This is a genomic window from Dietzia cinnamea NBRC 102147, assembly GCF_001571065.1.
Classification (GTDB): domain Bacteria; phylum Actinomycetota; class Actinomycetes; order Mycobacteriales; family Mycobacteriaceae; genus Dietzia; species Dietzia cinnamea.
The window spans coordinates 26902-43645 of sequence record NZ_BCSW01000001.1 but is presented as its reverse complement, the minus strand read 5'-3'; the positions used below and the strand labels follow the sequence as shown (position 1 = coordinate 43645).

At 71.0% G+C, this 16744-nt stretch carries 17 protein-coding genes; 8 read left to right on the top strand and 9 right to left on the bottom strand.

Annotated elements, in window-relative coordinates:
• Nucleotide 1 precedes the first annotated feature (1 nt).
• From hsaC to DCI01S_RS00220, 4 genes are all read left to right on the top strand, one after another.
• Nucleotides 2-904: an iron-dependent extradiol dioxygenase HsaC gene (gene hsaC, locus DCI01S_RS00235; protein WP_061227421.1), complete on the top strand. Its 903-nt coding sequence runs from the start codon at nucleotides 2-4 to the stop codon at nucleotides 902-904.
• A gap of 88 nt (nucleotides 905-992) precedes the next feature.
• The gene (hsaB, locus tag DCI01S_RS00230; RefSeq protein ID WP_061227420.1) at nucleotides 993-1577 is read left to right on the top strand and encodes a 3-hydroxy-9,10-secoandrosta-1,3,5(10)-triene-9,17-dione monooxygenase reductase subunit; all 585 of its coding nucleotides are present in this window, start codon (nucleotides 993-995) and stop codon (nucleotides 1575-1577) included.
• Complete coding sequence (locus DCI01S_RS00225; protein WP_061227419.1) at nucleotides 1574-2758, top strand: hypothetical protein; 1185 nt, start codon at nucleotides 1574-1576, stop codon at nucleotides 2756-2758. Before hsaB ends, DCI01S_RS00225 begins: the two co-directional genes overlap by 4 nt.
• A 13-nt stretch (nucleotides 2759-2771) precedes the next feature.
• Nucleotides 2772-3953, top strand: a complete 1182-nt coding sequence (locus tag DCI01S_RS00220) for a sulfotransferase family protein (protein ID WP_061227418.1) — start codon at nucleotides 2772-2774, stop codon at nucleotides 3951-3953.
• A 3-nt stretch (nucleotides 3954-3956) separates the two neighbouring features.
• On the opposite strand, the gene DCI01S_RS00215 is transcribed toward DCI01S_RS00220, so the two are convergent.
• The 8 genes from DCI01S_RS00215 to DCI01S_RS00180 all read right to left on the bottom strand — a co-directional run bounded on the left by DCI01S_RS00215 (nucleotide 3957) and on the right by DCI01S_RS00180 (nucleotide 12024).
• A complete protein-coding gene (locus tag DCI01S_RS00215; protein WP_061227417.1) occupies nucleotides 3957-4778 on the bottom strand; it encodes an inositol monophosphatase family protein in 822 nt (273 codons plus the stop codon).
• Between the two features lie 23 nt (nucleotides 4779-4801).
• Entirely contained in the window at nucleotides 4802-5968 is a 1167-nt protein-coding gene (locus DCI01S_RS00210) for an acyl-CoA dehydrogenase family protein (protein ID WP_061227416.1), read from the bottom strand.
• On the bottom strand, nucleotides 5965-6990 hold the full coding sequence (locus DCI01S_RS00205; RefSeq protein WP_061227415.1) for an acyl-CoA dehydrogenase family protein: 1026 nt from the start codon (nucleotides 6988-6990) through the stop codon (nucleotides 5965-5967). Before DCI01S_RS00205 ends, DCI01S_RS00210 begins: the two co-directional genes overlap by 4 nt.
• A 19-nt stretch (nucleotides 6991-7009) precedes the next feature.
• Nucleotides 7010-8179: an acyl-CoA dehydrogenase family protein gene (locus DCI01S_RS00200; RefSeq protein WP_061227414.1), complete on the bottom strand. Its 1170-nt coding sequence runs from the start codon at nucleotides 8177-8179 to the stop codon at nucleotides 7010-7012.
• Nucleotides 8180-8183: 4 nt separating this feature from the next.
• Nucleotides 8184-9134, bottom strand: coding sequence for an enoyl-CoA hydratase (locus tag DCI01S_RS00195; RefSeq protein WP_061227413.1), 951 nt, complete (start codon nucleotides 9132-9134; stop codon nucleotides 8184-8186).
• A gap of 83 nt (nucleotides 9135-9217) precedes the next feature.
• Nucleotides 9218-9490, bottom strand: a complete 273-nt coding sequence (locus tag DCI01S_RS17775; protein WP_061227412.1) for a hypothetical protein — start codon at nucleotides 9488-9490, stop codon at nucleotides 9218-9220.
• On the bottom strand, nucleotides 9487-11130 hold the full coding sequence (locus tag DCI01S_RS00185; RefSeq protein ID WP_061227411.1) for an AMP-binding protein: 1644 nt from the start codon (nucleotides 11128-11130) through the stop codon (nucleotides 9487-9489). The genes DCI01S_RS17775 and DCI01S_RS00185 overlap by 4 nt, the downstream gene beginning before the upstream one ends.
• Before the next feature lie 39 nt (nucleotides 11131-11169).
• Nucleotides 11170-12024: a mycofactocin-coupled SDR family oxidoreductase gene (locus DCI01S_RS00180; RefSeq protein WP_061227410.1), complete on the bottom strand. Its 855-nt coding sequence runs from the start codon at nucleotides 12022-12024 to the stop codon at nucleotides 11170-11172.
• Between the two features lie 78 nt (nucleotides 12025-12102).
• Between DCI01S_RS00180 and DCI01S_RS00175 the strand changes: the two genes are divergently transcribed.
• The 4 genes from DCI01S_RS00175 to DCI01S_RS00160 all read left to right on the top strand — a co-directional run bounded on the left by DCI01S_RS00175 (nucleotide 12103) and on the right by DCI01S_RS00160 (nucleotide 16079).
• Nucleotides 12103-13350, top strand: coding sequence for an acyl-CoA dehydrogenase family protein (locus DCI01S_RS00175; protein ID WP_061227409.1), 1248 nt, complete (start codon nucleotides 12103-12105; stop codon nucleotides 13348-13350).
• A complete protein-coding gene (locus DCI01S_RS00170) occupies nucleotides 13347-14153 on the top strand; it encodes an SDR family oxidoreductase (protein WP_061227408.1) in 807 nt (268 codons plus the stop codon). Before DCI01S_RS00175 ends, DCI01S_RS00170 begins: the two co-directional genes overlap by 4 nt.
• Before the next feature lie 147 nt (nucleotides 14154-14300).
• Nucleotides 14301-14882, top strand: a complete 582-nt coding sequence (locus DCI01S_RS00165; RefSeq protein ID WP_061227407.1) for a TetR/AcrR family transcriptional regulator — start codon at nucleotides 14301-14303, stop codon at nucleotides 14880-14882.
• A 27-nt stretch (nucleotides 14883-14909) separates the two neighbouring features.
• Nucleotides 14910-16079, top strand: a complete 1170-nt coding sequence (locus DCI01S_RS00160) for an acetyl-CoA C-acetyltransferase (RefSeq protein ID WP_061227406.1) — start codon at nucleotides 14910-14912, stop codon at nucleotides 16077-16079.
• A gap of 85 nt (nucleotides 16080-16164) precedes the next feature.
• On the opposite strand, the gene DCI01S_RS00155 is transcribed toward DCI01S_RS00160, so the two are convergent.
• Entirely contained in the window at nucleotides 16165-16722 is a 558-nt protein-coding gene (locus DCI01S_RS00155) for a hypothetical protein (RefSeq protein WP_061227405.1), read from the bottom strand.
• Nucleotides 16723-16744 lie beyond the last annotated feature (22 nt).

The window sequence follows — 16744 nt, the reverse complement described above, 5'->3', positions numbered from 1 at the left end:
TATGGCGATCAGCAGTTTCGGGTACGTCCGGGTCTTCGCCACGGACATGGACGCCTGGCGCGAGTACGGCACCAAGGTTCTGGGCTTCGTCGTGGGCTCGGGCGAGGACCCCGACGCCCTCTACTTCCGGATGGATGACCATCCGCACCGGTGGATCATCGTCCCCGGCGGGGAGGACGAGCTCTCCGCGGTCGGCTGGGAGTGCGCCAATGAGGGCGAGTTCGAGGACGTCAAGCGGCGCCTCGACGCGGCCGGGGTGCCGTGGGAGGATGCGCCGGCCGAGGTCAAGCGTGACCGCGAGGTGCGCGGGCTGATCACCTGCCAGGACCCGGCCGGGTTCACGCTGGAGATCTACCACACCATCGCGCTGCAGCACCGGCGCATCCCGACGCCGTACGGCCACGAGTTCGTGACCGGCGACCAGGGCGCGGGCCACATCGTGCTGTCCACGCCGGACGAGGCCGCCGCGCTCGAGTTCTACAGGGACGTGCTGGGCTTCTCCCTGCGCGACTCGATGAGCCTGCCGCCGGAGATCGTCGGCCGCCCGGCCGACGGCGAGCCGGCGTGGCTCCGGTTCCTCGGGTGCAACCCGCGCCACCACTCGCTCGCGTTCACGCCGTTTCCCAACCCGACCGGGATCATCCACCTCATGGTGGAGGTCGGTACGGCGGACGACGTCGGGCTGGCGCTCGACCGGGCCATGCGCAAGAAGATCCGGTTGTCGGCCTCGCTCGGGCGGCACGTCAACGACAAGATGCTGAGTTTCTACATGAAGACGCCCGGCGGCTTCGACTGCGAGTACGGCTGCGAGGGCCAGCAGGTGGAGGACGACGAGAAGTGGGTCGCCCGCGAGTCCACGGCCGTGAGCCTGTGGGGTCACGACTTCTCCGTCGGCCACAAGTAGTTGCCTAGGCTGGGCCCCGTACCCCCGCGGGGCCCGGCCGTCGACGCGCCCACCCCGACGATCTTCAGTCCAGGAAGGACCGACCCCCATGAGCAGCACCGACGAACGCCCGAAGGGGCAGTCCTTCAGCAGCCGTGAACTGCGTGACGCGCTGGGCCAGTTCTGTACGGGCATCACCGTCATCACCGCGGTCGAGGACGACAAGCCGGTGGGCTTCGCGTGCCAGTCGTTCTCGGCGTTGTCGCTGGAGCCGCCGCTCGTGCTGTTCTGCCCGATGAAGACGTCGGGGTCGTGGAAGGGCATCGAGAAGGCGGGCCGGTTCGCGGTGAACATTCTCTCCGAGGACCAGGAGGACGTCTCCTCGACGTTCGGCCGCCGCGGGGACGACAAGTTCGCCGAGATCGACTGGGGACCGAGCCCACTCGGTTCGCCGGTGATCAAGGGCGTCATGGCGTGGTTGGACTGCGAGATCGACCAGGTCCTCGACGGCGGGGACCACTGGATCGTGCTTGGTCGGGTCGACAACCTCGGCCCGACCAAGCGGGACATCCGCCCGCTGCTGTTCTACCGCGGCGCCTACCTCAGCATCGAGGAAGACGTCGTGGATCCGACGCCCGAGCAGGAGGAGTTGGCCAACTTCATCACCTCTGCCGACAGTTACACCTGGCTGTGAGCGGGGTGACCGGGCCGCTGGCGAAGGCGCTGGCGGATGCGGAGGAGGTCATCCGGTCGGCGCCGCACGTGCGCACCGACGAGGACGTGGCCGAGGGACTCGAGTACCTGCTCGGGACGATCCGCGGGGCGATAGAAACGGGCCAGCACCGCGGACGCACGCACCCGCAGTTGTTCGAGGCGACGGGCCCGTACACCAAGATGGGACTGGATAACCCGGACACGCTGTACTACTACGCCAACCTCGCCGACGGCGCGGAGTACGCCATCGAAGGCCGCCGCGGCACCACGGCGGACCTGTCGTTCCAGGTCATGGCGGGGACGTACTCGGCCGACGAGCGCGCCGCGTCGCACGCGGCGTTCGACGACCGTCGTCTTGAGATCGACGAGCGGGGACGGTATGGCTTCCGCCTGGGACCGGCGAGGTACGAAGACGACGAGGGCGACCCCGGCTACGTGGTGCTGCACCCTGGGTCGTCGATGATCGCCGTCCGCGAGGTGTTCTCCGACTGGAGCCGGGAGGAGGCCGGGTCGGCGATCATCCGCAGACTCGATACGGTCGGCACCGCGCCGGAACCCGTCTCGCTCGCGGGGCAGGAGAAGTTCTATGCCAAGCTCGCCGAGGCGCTCGTCGGGCGGCTGCAGACGTGGCTGGCCTTCCCCGGTTGGTTCTTCGGCGAGCAGCCGCGCAATACTCTCAACGTGCCCCGGCAGACCCCGGGAGGGCTCACCACCCAGTTCTCGTCCGCCGGGATCTTCGAGCTCGGCCCGGACGAGGCGATCGTCATCTCGGTGCCCGATGCCGGCGTGCCTTACCAGGGCTTCCAGCTGGGCAGTATGTGGTACGCCTCGCTGGAATACGTGCACCACCAGACGAGTCTCACCGCTGCCCAGGCGCAGGTCACCACCGACGGGCTCATCCACCTGGTGGTGTCCGAGCGCGATCCCGGGCTGGCGAACTGGGTCGAGACGCTTGGCCGCCGCGAGGGCATCATGCAGTTCCGGTGGCAGCGGACCGACGGTCCCATCGGCCCGGAGTTCGGCCCCACGATGAAGGTCATACCGTTCGAGCGGGTGCCCGACGAGGTCCCGTGCCACGACGAGTTGAGCGTGACCGGGGAGCAGTGGCGTGAGCGGATCGCCGCGCGTCAGCAGGCGTTCGCCCGGCGCGGATTGTCGTGAGAGGGGGACTGTCGTGAGCGATGAAGACCGGGTCCACGTCGGGACCGTCGACGATCTCCACGCCAGCGCCTCGCACACCGTGGGGCTCGAGGACTTCGGCGACGGCGAGGATCGCCACCGCGAGGCACTGGGCGTCCTGCTCGACTCCCTGCACTCGGACGCTGGGCTGACCCCTGCCGGGAGCAAGTATTGGCGCTCCGTGCTCAAGGGCGCGCTGACCGCGAGGCTCCTGTCGACGTCGGCCCTCGCGTCCGACCCCGCGGGAGCGGAGGTGACGATCGAGCGGCCCGTCGTCGTCACCGGGTTGCCCCGCACCGGTACCACGGCGTTGCACCGGCTCCTTGGCGCCGATCCGGCCAACCAGGGGCTCGAGCTCTGGTTGACCGAGGTCCCTCAGCCGCGGCCGCCGCGCGAGAAGTGGGAGGACGACCCCGCCTACGTCGGCCTGCGGGACCTGTACTCCGGATTCATGGCCGAGAACCCTGACTACGGCGGTGTGCACTACCTCTCCGCGGACGACCTCGAGGAGTGCTGGCAGCTGCTGCGGCAGTCGCTGACCTCGGTGTCGTACGAATGCCTGGCGCGGCTCGACGGCTACTCGCAGTGGCTGACCGGCGTCGACTGGGTGCCCGCGTACCACCGGCACAAGCGCAACCTGCAGCTCATCGGCGCCAACGACCCCGACCGGCGCTGGGTGCTCAAGAACCCGAGCCACCTGTTCGCGCTCGACGCGCTACTCGAGGTGTACCCCGACGCGGTGGTGGTGCAGACGCACCGCGACCCGCGTAAGTCGATGGCGTCGATGTGCTCGCTCGCGCACCGCACGGCCGCCGACTGGTCCACGCGGTTCACCCCGGAGTACATCGGCTCTTCGCAGCTGGACCTGTGGGCGCGTGGCGTCGAGACGTTCGCCGCCGCACGCGCCCGTCACGAGGCGGCCCCGGCGTCGGGGGCTACGTTCGTCGACGTCGACCACCACGAGTTGCTGGACGACCCCGCCGGCGTGGTCGAGCGCGTATACGCCGCGGCGGGCACGGAGCTGTCGGAGGACGTGCGCGCGGCCGTGGTCGCGGAGAACGAGCGCAGCCTCTCCGGGGACCGGGCACCCGCTCACCGCTACACCCTCGCCGACTACGGCTTGAGCGAGGAGCGGATCGCCGAGCGCTTCGCAGGATACCGTGGCCTCGACTCCTGACGCTCAGAGGTACTCGGCGACCGCCTCGATGACGCGGTCGGCGACCTCGCGGGTGCAGACGAGCAGATCGGGGTACTCGATCTGCTCGACGTTGTAGACCAGTTCGCTGCCGTCCAGGGCGCTGGCGTGAAGGCCGCGCTGCTGCACCACTCCGACGGTCGCGGCGGAGTCCCACTGGTGGTGACCGCTGGTGTGGATGTACGCGTCGCACTCGCCCTCGAGCACGGTGGCGGTCTTGCCGCCGCCGGACCCGAGGTGTACAAGGGACGCGTCGAGTTTGGCGGCGAGGTCCTCGGCGAACACGGGCGGCTCGGCCTCGGAGACGGCGATGCGCAGACGGGTGTCATCGCGGGGCGGCACGAGAGGCCCGGGCCGGGGGCCGCGGATGATCGACATCGGCTGGTACGTGGTGGCGCCGCGTCCGGTGAGGACCCTGCCGTAGGCGGGCATGGCGATCGCGCAGGCGGTGATCCCGCCGACGCCCTCGGGGCCGGACTCCCACAGCGCGACGTGCACGGCCCAGTCGGGGCGCCCCTCGGTCACGTAGGAGCGCATCCCGTCGAGGGGGTCGACGAACCACACCCGGTCGGCCTCCAGCCGGGCGCGGGAGTCGGGGTCCCACTCGCCATACACGAGGTCATCGGGCCGCGCGACCGCGAGGCGGTCGAGGATGACGGACCGGGCCTCGCCCTCGGCGAACTCGCCCAGATCTTCGGGCGCCACCCTGGAGACCCGGAGGTCGGTGAGCAGGCGTCCGGCCTGGGCCGCGAGGTCCTCGGCCGACCGCTGGTCATTGGTCCGTCCATGCGCGGGGAAGGGGGTCATGCGGCCGATTCTAGAGGCCCCGCCTACATGCCCGCCGCCACCTCGAGCGCGGAGAGGAGCTCGTGGGGCTGCCCGAGCAGCTGCGCCGTGCCGTGCGCCCGCTTGAAGTACAGGTGCGCGTCGTACTCCCAGGTGATGCCGACGCCACCGTGGAGCTGGATCGACTCCCCGGAGATCCACTGCAGTGCCTCCGAGCAGTAGACCTTGGCGGCGGCCGCCTCGATCTCCGCGGCGAAGGCGGCCTCGTCGGCGTCGGGTCCGTCGCCGAGGGCCTGGAACTGCGCCACCAGCGCGGCGGCGGAGTAGGACAGCGAGCGGGCGGTCTCGACTTTGACGTACATGTCGGCCATGCGGTGCTTGAGCGCCTGGAACGAGCCGATGACCCGGCCGAACTGCTTGCGCTCCTGCGTGTACTGCACGGTCGAGTCCAGCACGGCGCGCGCGGCGCCGACCTGCTCGGCGGAGATCGCCGCCCACGCCGCCGCGCGCAGGCGCGACAGGAAGCTCGGCCGGGTCGCGATCGCGGTCGCGCTGGCGCCGTCGAACTCCACGCGTGACAGGGTGCGGGTGGGGTCCATGACCGGTACGCGGGTGATGGTGACCCCGTCGGCGTCGGCGGGCAGCTCGAACAGCCCCACGGTGTCGCCCGCGACGGCCACGACCAGCAGCGTCGCGGCGGTGTCGGCGCCGAGCACGTGGTGGGCGGTGCCGGACAGCGTCGCGCTCGCCGCCTCGGGTCCCCCGTCCGCGCGGACGCCCGGTGTGGCCCAGCCGTCGCGGCCGGCCCAGCACAGCGCGGCCACCTCGCCGGCGGCGATGCCGGGCAGCAGGCGCGCGCACGCGGCCTCGTCGCCGGAGGCGAGCACGGCCTGGGCGGCGAGGACGGCGGAGCCGAGCATCGGCGACGGAGTGAGGCGGCGGCCCAGCTCCTCGCACACCAGGTGCGTCTCGACCCAGGTCGCCCCGGCGCCGTCGTAGTCCTCGGGCACGGACAGGGCGGCGGCACCGATCTGGTCGACCAGCGTCGACCACAGGGCGGGGTCGTACCCGTCGGCAGAGGCGAACGCCGCGCGGACCGCCGCGGAATCGGACTTCTTCTCCAGCAGCGCGGCCACCGACTGGCGCAGGGCGGCCTGCTCCTCGGTGTCCACGCCGGGGGAGGCGGTCGCCGGGGCGGCAGGGGCGCTCATCGGGCCGCCCCCGCGGCGTCGGCGGGGGCCGCGGAGCCCGCGCGCAGCGAGTCCAGGACCCGGCCGCGGTGGTAGCTCTGCGTGCCCCACGCGGTCTGCAGGGCGCGGGTCTTGGTCAGCCACAGGCCGAGGTCGTGCTCGAGCGTGTAGCCGATCGCGCCGTGGACCTGCAGGGCGGTGCGGGCGGACAGGTAGGCGGCGTCGGCCACGGCCACGCGGGCGGCGGAGACGTCGCGGACCGCGGCGCCGGGGTCGCCGGGGTTCTCGGCGATCGCCAGGGCTCCGGCCCACAGCAGCGGGCGGGCCATCTCCAGCGCGATCGCGACCTCGGCGAGCTGGTGCTTGAGCGCCTGGTACTCGCCGATGAGCTTGCCGTACTGCTTGCGCTGCTTGGCGTAGTCGACGCTCGTCGTGAGCATGGCCTGGCCGAGCCCCTGGAGCTGGGCCGCGGTGCCGAGGGCCCCGTGGTTGACGAGGTCCGTGGTGCTCACCGCCGCCGCGCGGGCCCCGGCGGTCGGCGTGGCCACCGTGCGGGCCCGGTCGACCGAGCGACGGGTCTCTCCGGCCTCGGCCGTGAACACCTCGTCGTCGGACACCGCCCACAGGTACTGCGCGACGTGGGGGTCCGGCGCGAACGGCGACACCCCGGGCGCGGCGACGGACGCGAGCGCGCCGCCGGCGATCTCGCCGGCCACGTCCCCGGCGTCGGAGTCGCCACCGAGCGCGGCGGCGATGCGCGGCGCGACCATGACGGTCTCCACGACGGGGCCCGGCACCGCGTGGCGGCCCAGGACCTCGAGCGCGACCACGGCCTCCACCGCGGTGGCCCCGGCACCGCCGGCGGCCTCGTCGACGAGCAGGGCGGCGGCGCCCGTCTCGGCGACGCGTCCCCACACGGCGGTGCCGGGGGCGGTGTCGCCGTCAGCCCAGGCGCGGATCACCGCGGGCATGTCGGACTTGGCCAGCAGGGAGTCGATGCTGCCGGCGAAGTCGATGATCTCGGGATCGAGTGCGAACTGCATGATGTGTGAAACCGCCTTCTCAGCCGCGCGGGAGGCCGAGGAGTCGCTCGGCGATGATGTTCTTCTGGACCTCGTTGGTGCCCGCGTAGATGGGGCCGGCGAGGGCGAACAGGTAGCCGTCCATCCACTGCTCGCCGGCGAGCTCGCCGGCGGTGCCGAGGACGTCCAGGGCGGTCTCGTGGGTCGCGATGTCCCAGTCCGACCAGAAGACCTTGTTGATCGAGGACTCGAAGCCCAGGTTGGCGCCGCCCGTGAGCTTGGTGACGGTGTTCCACGTGCTCAGCTCGTAGGCGCGGGAGCCGATCCACGCGTCGACCACGCGGTCGGCCAGGGCGCCGCGGGTCCGGTCGTCGAGGTCGCCCTCGCGGGAGTCCCACAGCTCGAGCAGGCGGTCGGTGGTGGCGAGGAAGCGTCCCGGGGAGCGCAGGGACAGGCCGCGCTCGTTGTTCGCGGTGGACATGGCAACCTTCCAGCCCTGGTTGACCTCGCCGATCACGCCGGAGGAGGCGGGGTCCGCCGGGTCGTCGGGCACGAAGACGTCCTCGAGGAACAGCTCGGCGAAGCCGGGCAGCCCGTCGAGCTGATCGATCGGGCGCACGGTGACACCCTCGGCCCGCAGGTCGAACATGAAGTAGGTCAGGCCCTTGTGGCGCGGCTCGTCCGGATCGGTGCGGAACAGCCCGAAGCCCTTGTCCGCGAACGAGGCGCGGGTCGACCACACCTTCTGCCCGTTGAGGACCCAGCCGCCGTCGACCTTCTTCGCGGTCGAGCGCAGCGAGGCCAGGTCGGACCCGGCCTCGGGCTCGGACCACGCCTGCGCCCAGATGTCGTCGGCCCGGGCCATGCGCGGCATGATGTGCGCGAGCTGCTCGGGGGAGGCGTGGTCGAACAGGGTCGGGGCCAGCAGGAAGATGCCGTTCTGGCTCACCCGCAGCGGCGCGCCGGCGCGGAAGTACTCCTCCTCGAAGACGACCCAGTTGACCAGGCCGCAGTCGCGCCCGCCGAACTCCTCGGGCCACGACACGACCGACATGCGGGCGTCGGCCATCGTCCGCTCCCACTCGCGGTGGGCCTCGAAGCCCTCGCGGGTGTCCATGTGCGGCAGCGGCTCGGACGGCACGTTCTCGGCCAGCCACTGCCGGACCTCGAGGCGGAACTCCTGCGTCGAGGCGTCGAGATCCAGATCCACGGTGTCAGCCTTCCTTCTTCTCGCCGGACGGCGCGGGGCCGCCCGTCGAACCGGTGTTGGCGCTGTCGCGCATGGAGCGGGCGTCCATCCCGCCCAGGGACGCGGAGAACGAGTCGGTGTCGTCAGGCTCGGCGTTGGCGGAGTGCGCGAACATGTGCCAGCCGAACGCCGTGTCCAGCGAGGTCTGCAGCCCCATCTGGTCCTCGTTCGCATTGATGACCTTCTTGGCGAGCGTCAGCCCGAACGCCGGCATGGCCTTGATCTCCTCGGCGATCGAGTCGACCTTGGCCTGCAGCTCGTCGCGGGGCACGACGTGGTTGAGCATCCCCCACTCGAGCGCCTCGGCCGCGCCGAACCTGCGACCGGTGTAGAGGATCTCCTTCGCGCGGCGCGGGCCCAGCACGAAGGCGTGGGCGAAGTACTCGACGCCCGGGATGCCCATCTTCACGACGGGGTCGGAGAAGAACGCGTCGTCGGCGGCCACGATGAAGTCGCAGACCCACGCGAGCATGAGCCCGCCGGCGATGCAGGCGCCGTGCACCTGGGCGATCATCGGCTTGGGGATCTCCCGCCAGCGGCGGCACATCTGGACGTAGACCTCGGTCTCACGCGCCAGGCGCCGGTCGCCGCCGCCGCGGGTGGTGTGGTCCCACCAGATCGCGGCGCGGTTGGGGTACTCGACGTGGTGATCGCGCTCGGGCGTGCCGATGTCGTGGCCGGCCGAGAAGTGCTTGCCGGCCGCGCGCAGGACGATCACCTTGACCGAGTCGTCCTCCACGGCCTTGATGAACGCGTTGTCCAGCGAGTACGTCATCACCGAGTTCTGCGCGTTGCGGAAGTCGGGGCGGTTGAGCGTGACGTACGCGGTGCCGTCGGAGACCTCGTAGGCCACCGGCTGCGTGTCCGGCCCGAGGTCGTCGACCCCGAGGACCGGAGGGATGGGTGCATCGGTCATGACCTGCAACTCTCCTTGCCTAGCAAGTGCTTGGTTGGTACTGTACCGGACGTGGCCCCGCGGCCCGGTTCAGACAGTCCCGATCAGACGCCGTATCCGCCGTCCACGTCGAGCTTCTGGCCCGAGATGAACCCCGCGCACCCCGAAGCGTCCCTCCTCTGCGGCGAGTCCGCGCACGAGTTGCTCGACCGCGCCGCCAGCTCGGCGGCCAGGTCGGCCGGTTCGGTCGAGCGGTACCCGAGCACCACCGGCGCGTCGGGGAACTCGGCGGCCAGGCGGCGGGCGACGGCCGCGCCGATCCCGCCCGACGCCCCGGTGACCACCACGGCGCCGCGCCGGCCCACCGGGGCGCTCATCGCAGCTCGGTCTTGAGGACCTTGCCCGACGCGTTTCGCGGGAGTGACTCGACGAACTCCACCGTCCGCGGCCGCTTGAAGTTGGCAAGGTGCTCTCTACAGAAGTCCAGCACGTCCTGCTCGGTGAGGGTCGAGCCCTCGCGACGGACGATGAACGCCTTGCCGACCTCGCCCATCCGGTCGTCCGGCACGCCGATCACGGCCGACTCCACCACGCCGTCCAGGCGGGCGAGGGTCTGCTCGATCTCCGCCGGATAGACGTTGAAGCCGCCATTGATGTACATGTCCTTGAGCCGGTCGGTGATGCGCAGGTTGCCGTCGGCGTCGATCTCGCCCACGTCGCCGGTGTGCAGCCACCCGTCCGGGTCGATGGTCTTGGCGGTGTTCTCCGGGTCGTCGAGGTAGCCCTGCATGACCATCTCGCCGCGGGTCAGGATCTCGCCGTGCTCGCCGATGCGGATCTCCATGCCGGGGTAGGCGCGGCCACACGTGGTGGAGACCGTGACATCGTCGTCGCCGGTCCGGGTGGTGGTGATGAAGCCCATCGTCTCGGTCTGTCCGTACGCGGTGATAACCGTCTCCAGGCCCAGGTCGGACTGCATCCGCTCGATGAGCGCCACCGGCACGACCGACGCGCCGGTCACCGCCACGCGGAGCGACGACAGGTCGTAGTCGCCGCGGGCCGGGTCGTCGAGCAGGGTCTGGAAGATCGTCGGCGCACCGGTGAGGATCGTGATCTTCTCGTCTCGGATCAGCCGCATGGTCTCGGTGGTCGAGTAGACCGACAGCGGGACGATGGTCACCCCGAACAGGACGCACGCCAGGAAGCCCGCCTTGTAGCCGAAGCTGTGGAAGAACGGGTTGGCGATGAGGTAGCCGTCCCGGTCCGTCAGCCCGTTGTTTGAGCCCCACGCGCGCGAGCCCGCGACGGTCTGGCGGTGCAGGGCCACGACACCCTTGCTCTTACCGGTGGTGCCGGAGGTGAACAGGATGTCGGCGACGTCGTCGCCCGTCACCGCGTCCGCGCGGGCGTCGGCCCGGGCGAGCAGGTCGTCGGTGGCCAGCGCGCGGAGGTCGTCGAAGTCGAGGACGTCGACGCCCCCGGCGGCGCCCGCGCCCGCGCGGACCGTATCGCCGGCGTCGAGGGGGATGCGGACGATCGTGCGCAGCGAGGTGGCCCCCGCGAGCGGGCCGGCGGTGGCCCCGGTGGCCCCGGTGGCCCCGGTGGCCCCGGTGGCGTCGGTGGCCCCGGCGGCGTCGACGAGGTCGACGATCCGCTCGGTGCCGAGGAACGTCCCCGCGACCACGGCCGCCACCGCGTGGGTGCGCTGGATGATCTCCAGCGTCTCGCTCCCGGTGTAGCGCGTGTTCGCAGGGACGACGGTGCCTCCCGCGAACTGCACGCCCAGCGCCGCGACCACCCAGTGGCGGGTGTTGGGCGCCCAGATCACCACGCGGTCACCGGGGGCGAGCCCGCGCAAGACGAGGCCGGCGGCGAACCGGCGGACCTCGTCGAGCAGGTGGGCCCACGTCCAGCGGGTGTCCTGGCCGGGCTGCACGTCGACGATCGCCTCGCGCTCCGGCCACGACCGGGCCGCGCGACGCAGGGCGGCGGGGGTGGTCTCCACGGTGGTGCTCATGGCCCGCACCCTACCAAGCAAGTGCTTGGTTTGGCGGCGTCAGTACTTGAGCGCTCCCCGGTCGACCGTGAGCTGGACACCGGAGATCGACCGCGAACCGTCGCCGGCGAGGTAGGAGACCACCTCGGAGACCTCCTCGGGCGGCATGAAGTCGGCGAGCGTGCTCGCGCCGTCCACGCGGGCGTTCTTCAGGGGCATCGGCGAGAAGCTGTGGAGGAACGACGGGAAGCGGCCGAAGAGGTCGGCCATGCCCTCGGGATCGATCATCGGCGTGTCCACCGAGTAGGGGTGGATCGAGTTGACGCGGATGCCGAACTCGCCCACCTCGAGTGCGAGGGCGTTGGTCAACGCCACCAGGCCGGCCTTCGAGGCCGAGTAGTGCCCGTTCCCGGGCGTCGCCTTGAGGCCCGCGGACGAGCTGACGATGATGATCGACCCGCCGTTTCCCGCCTCGATCATCGCCGGCACCGCGGCACGGATCGTCCGCCACGTGCCGCTGAGGTTGACGCCGATGACCGTGTCCCAGTCGTCCTCCGGCATCTCCCACAGTCGCCCCCAGCTGAGCACGGCGGCGTTGGCGACCAGGATGTCCAACCGTCCGAAGGTGGAGATCGTGCGGGCGACGAGATCCTGCAGCGCGCCCAGGTCGCGGATGTCGAGGACCGCCGAGATCGCGCGCCGGCCGGTCTCCTCCACGAGGCGGACGGTCTCGGCCAGGTCGTCCGGCGTGGGTGCGGGATAGGTGGCGGACCCGGACACCGGCGCGCAGACGTCGACGACGACGAGGTCCGCGCCCTCCGAGGCGAGGCGGACCGCATGGGCCCGACCCTGGGCGCGCGCGGCGCCGGTGATGAAGGCGACCTTGCCGGACAGGGGCTGAGACGGGGAGTTCATGGGCGTCATCCAAACCGATCCCGGCGTGGGCGGAGGGCGGTTCCGGCAAACCAAGCAAGTGCTTGGTAGTGTGGGCGTATGACCGAGAGTTCGGCACCCGAGAAGTGCACGCCCGCGTCGGAGATGACCGACGACGAGTTCGCGGCGGAGTTCCGCACCTGGTTGGATGCCAACCTCGTCGGCGAGTTCGCCGAGATCAAGGGCGTCGGCGGCCCCGGCAGCGAACACGAGTTCTTCCCGCAACGCCTCGCCTGGGAGCGGCACATGGCGGCGGCGGGGTGGACCTGCGTCGGCTGGCCGGTCGAGCACGGCGGGCGCGGTGCGTCGCTGAGCCAGCAGGTGCGGTTCCACGAGGAGTACGCCAAGGCGGACGCCCCGGCGCGGGTGTCCCACCTCGGTGAGACGCTCCTCGGCCCGACCCTGATCGCCCACGGGACCCGGGAGCAGAAGGACCGATTCCTGCCGCGGATCATCGACGTCACCGAACTGTGGGCGCAGGGCTATTCGGAACCGGGCGCAGGATCCGACCTGGCCAACGTCGCCACCACCGCCCGGCTGGGCGAGGACGGCAAGTGGCACCTGCACGGTCAGAAAGTGTGGACCTCGCTCGCCCACCTGAGCCAGTGGGCGTTCGTCGTGGCCCGTACCGAGGAGGGGACGAGCCGCCACAAGGGCCTGAGCTTCCTGCTCGTCCCGCTCGACCAGCCCGGCGTGGAGATCCGTCCCATCCAGCAGCTCACCGGGACCTCCGAGTTCAACGAGGTCTTCTTCGACGACGCCGTCACCGATGCGGAGATGATCGTGGGGGAGCGCGGCGAGGGCTGGAAGGTGGCCATGACCCTGCTCGAGTTCGAGCGTGGCGTGTCCACGCTCGGCCAGCAGGTCGGCTTCGCCCGCGAACTCGAGCAGATCACCGCCATGGCGCGCGCCAACGGCAGCGCCGAGGTGCCCGCCGTGCGCGAGCGCATCACCCGCGCGTGGATCGGCCTCAAGGTGATCCGCGCCCACGCGCTGCGCACGCTCGCCGAGCGCGACTCCTCCGGCGGCAACGCCTCCGCGGCCAAGCTGCTCTGGGCCAACTGGCACCGCGACCTGGGAGAACTCGCGATGGAGGTCCAGGGCGCCGAGTCGCTCACCGGGCCCACCCATACCTCCGAGGGCGTCCCCAACGACCTCCGCGACCCGGAGAACCTCGAGCTCGCCCAGTGGCAGCGACTCTTCCTGTTCACCCGCTCCGACACCATCTACGGCGGATCCAACGAGATCCAGCGCAACATCATCTCCGAGCGCGTGCTCGGACTACCCCGAGAGGCCAGGCCGTCATGACCCAACACAAGTCCCCCCTCGCAGCGGTCCCCGAGGAGACCCCGGGCCACGGGCTGCTCAAGGGCAAGAAGGTCATCGTGACGGCCGCCGCCGGCACCGGCATCGGCTTCTCCGCGGCCCGTCGAGCCGCGCTCGAGGGCGCCGACGTCCTGGTCTCCGACTTCCACGAGCGGCGCATGAACGAGGCCCGCGACGCGCTCGCCGCGGAGTTCCCCGAGAAGCAGTTCGAGGCGATCACCTGCAACGTGCAGTCCACCTCCGATGTCGACGCGCTGATCTCCGGCGCCGCCGAGAAGCTCGGCCGCATCGACGTGCTCATCAACAACGCCGGACTGGGTGGCGAGACCGAGCTGGTCGACATGACCGACGAGGATTGGGACCGCGTCCTCGACATCACGCTCAACGGCACATTCCGCGCCACCCGCGCCGCGCTGCGCTACTTCCGCGACGCCCCGCACAACGGTGTGATCGTCAACAACGCCTCCGTCCTGGGCTGGCGCGCCCAGCGCGCCCAGGCCCACTACGCGGCCGCGAAGGCCGGTGTCATGGCCCTGACGCGGTGCTCGGCCATCGAGGGCGCGGACTTCGGAGTGCGTATCAACGCGATCGCCCCGTCCATCGCGCGCCACAAGTTCCTCGAGAAGTCCGCCTCGGCCGAGCTGCTCGACGAACTCGCCGCCAAGGAGGCCTTCGGCCGCGCCGCCGACGTGTGGGAGGTCGCCGCCACCATCGCGATGCTCGCCAGCGACTACACCACCTACCTCACCGGTGAGGTCGTCTCCATCTCCTCGCAGCGCGCCTGACGCCGCTTCCACTAACCAGCCGGATTGCTGGATGAATGTTATCCACACCATGAGCGACAGGGCTCTGGCGTCCCAGGGCGTCTCGATCGCACGAGATGCGGAGGGCACGCCGTTACCTAGCAAGTGCTTGGTTGGTAGTGTGGGCGCATGAGCAGTACGACCAGGCGTGAGGAACTCCTGTCCATCGCGGCGGAACTCTTCGCAGAACGCGGCCTGCGCGCGACCACCGTCCGCGACATCGCCGACGCCGCGGGCATCCTCTCGGGAAGTCTGTACCACCACTTCGCCTCCAAGGAGGCGATCGTCGACGAGATCCTGCGTGGCTTCCTCGACGCGCTCTTCGGCGAGTACCGAAGGATCGTCGGCTCCGGGCTCGGCCCGCGCGCGACCCTGGAAGCGCTGGTCCGCGCGTCGTTCGAGGCCATCCACCGCGACCGCAACGAGGTGGCCATCTACCAGGACGAGCTCAAGCACCTCCGCGGCAACCCGCGATTCGACTACCTGCGCGAGCGCAACACCGAGTTCCGCGAGATGTGGACCGACGTGCTGAGGCGGGGGATGGAGTCCGGGGATTTCCGGGGCGACCTCGACGTGCGCCTGACTTACCGCTTCCTCCGCGACACCGTGTGGGTCGCCGTCCGCTGGTACCGGCCAGACGACGACAACGACCACGCGGCGATCGCCGACCAGTACCTCAACATCGTTCTCGACGGCCTCACCGTCGGCTGACCTTTCTCACCCACCCCGAGGAGATCCATGACCAGCGTGACCGGCCGTGAGGCCTACGTGATCGACGCCGTCCGCACCCCCGTCGGCAAGCGCGCCGGAAGCCTGTCGGGGCAGCACCCGGCCGACCTCGGCGCGCACGTGATCCGGTCCGTCGTCGAGCGCACCGGGATCGACCCGGAGGTCGTCGACGACGTCATCTTCGGCTGCGTCGACACCATCGGCCCCCAGGCCGGAAACATCGCCCGCTCCGCGTGGCTCGCCGCCGGGATGCCGCTCGGCGTGCCGGGCACCACCGTCGACCGCCAGTGCGGCTCGAGCCAGCAGGCCATCCACTTCGGCGCCCAGGCCATCTGGTCCGGCACCCAGGACGTCATCCTGTTCGGTGGCGTGCAGAACATGAGCGCCCTGCCCATCTCCTCGGCCATGCTCGCCGGCCGCGAGTTCGGCTTCGACGACCCGTTCACCGGCTCCACCGGCTGGGTCGAGCGCTTCGGCTCCCAGGAGATCTCCCAGTTCAACGGCGCGCAGATGATGGCCGACAAGTGGGGCATCTCGCGCGAGGAGATGGAGAAGTGGGCCCTCCAGTCGCACGAGCGCGCTCGTGCCGCGATCGCCGCCGGCCGCTTCGCGAACGAGTACGTGCCGATGGCAGGCCTCGAGGCCGACGAGACCACCCGGGAGACCACCCTCGAGAAGATGGCCTCCCTGCCGGTGCTGGCCGAGGGTGGTTCGCTCACCGCCGCCGTCGCCTCCCAGATCTGTGACGGCGCCTCCGCCGGCCTGTTGGCCTCCGCCGAGGCCGTCGAGAAGTACGGGCTCAAGCCCCGCGCCCGCATCCATCACCTCACCGTTCGCGGCGACGACCCGGTGATGATGCTCTCCGCGCCGATCCCCGCCACCAAGTGGGCGCTGGAGAAGACCGGCCTGTCGATCGACGACATCGACGTCGTGGAGATCAACGAGGCGTTCGCCCCCGTCGTCCTCGCCTGGATCAAGGAGACGGGCGCCGACCCGGCCCGCGTCAACCCCAACGGCGGCGGCATCGCCCTGGGCCACCCGCTCGGCGCCACGGGAGCCAAGCTGTTCGCCACGATGCTCAACGAACTCGAGCGCAGCGGCGGCCGCTACGGCCTGCAGACCATGTGCGAGGGCGGCGGCACCGCCAACGTCACGATCATCGAGCGACTGGACGCCTGACAGCGCCACTGACATGGAGAAGGGCCCCGCACCACCCGGTGCGGGGCCCTTCTCTCTGCGCCGGCGAGGCCGGGCATGCGGTGCGTCAGGAGCCGAGGCCGTTGAGGGAGCCGGTGGTGCCGCCGCCCTGGACGGGAGCGGGGGTGATTCCGGTGCTGCCACCAGCGCTACCGGCGAACGCGTCCAGCGGACCGCCGACCACGGCGGGGAACAGGTGCGGCTCGGCCGGGCCGTTGTTGCTCAGGCAGATCACCGCGAGCGCGTAGACGTTGGACGGCACGTTCTCGGCGACCAGCCGGCCCGGCTGACCGGGCAGCGTCATGGGGAGGGTGAAGATGCCGGGCACGCCCGGGCCGCGCAGCGCGACCACGTCGCCGCGGTTGCCGAGCGTCCGGATGATGGCCATGAGATCGCCGCCCCCGGCGATGGCCGCGCCGGCCACGTCAGCACCCGCGGCGGGCGGGACGAGCATGCCGAGGCACGTCTGGCCCGGCAGCGGCTGCGTGATGTCGACGACGACCTGGTTGCCGAACACGTGCGGAACCGGGACCGCGGCGTTCGCGGCACCGGCGCCGGCGACGGTGAGGCCGGCGGCCATGCCGACGGCGGCGAATCCTGCGGCGATCTTCTTTGCGAGGGACATGGGCAGTCCTACGTGAGGTAAA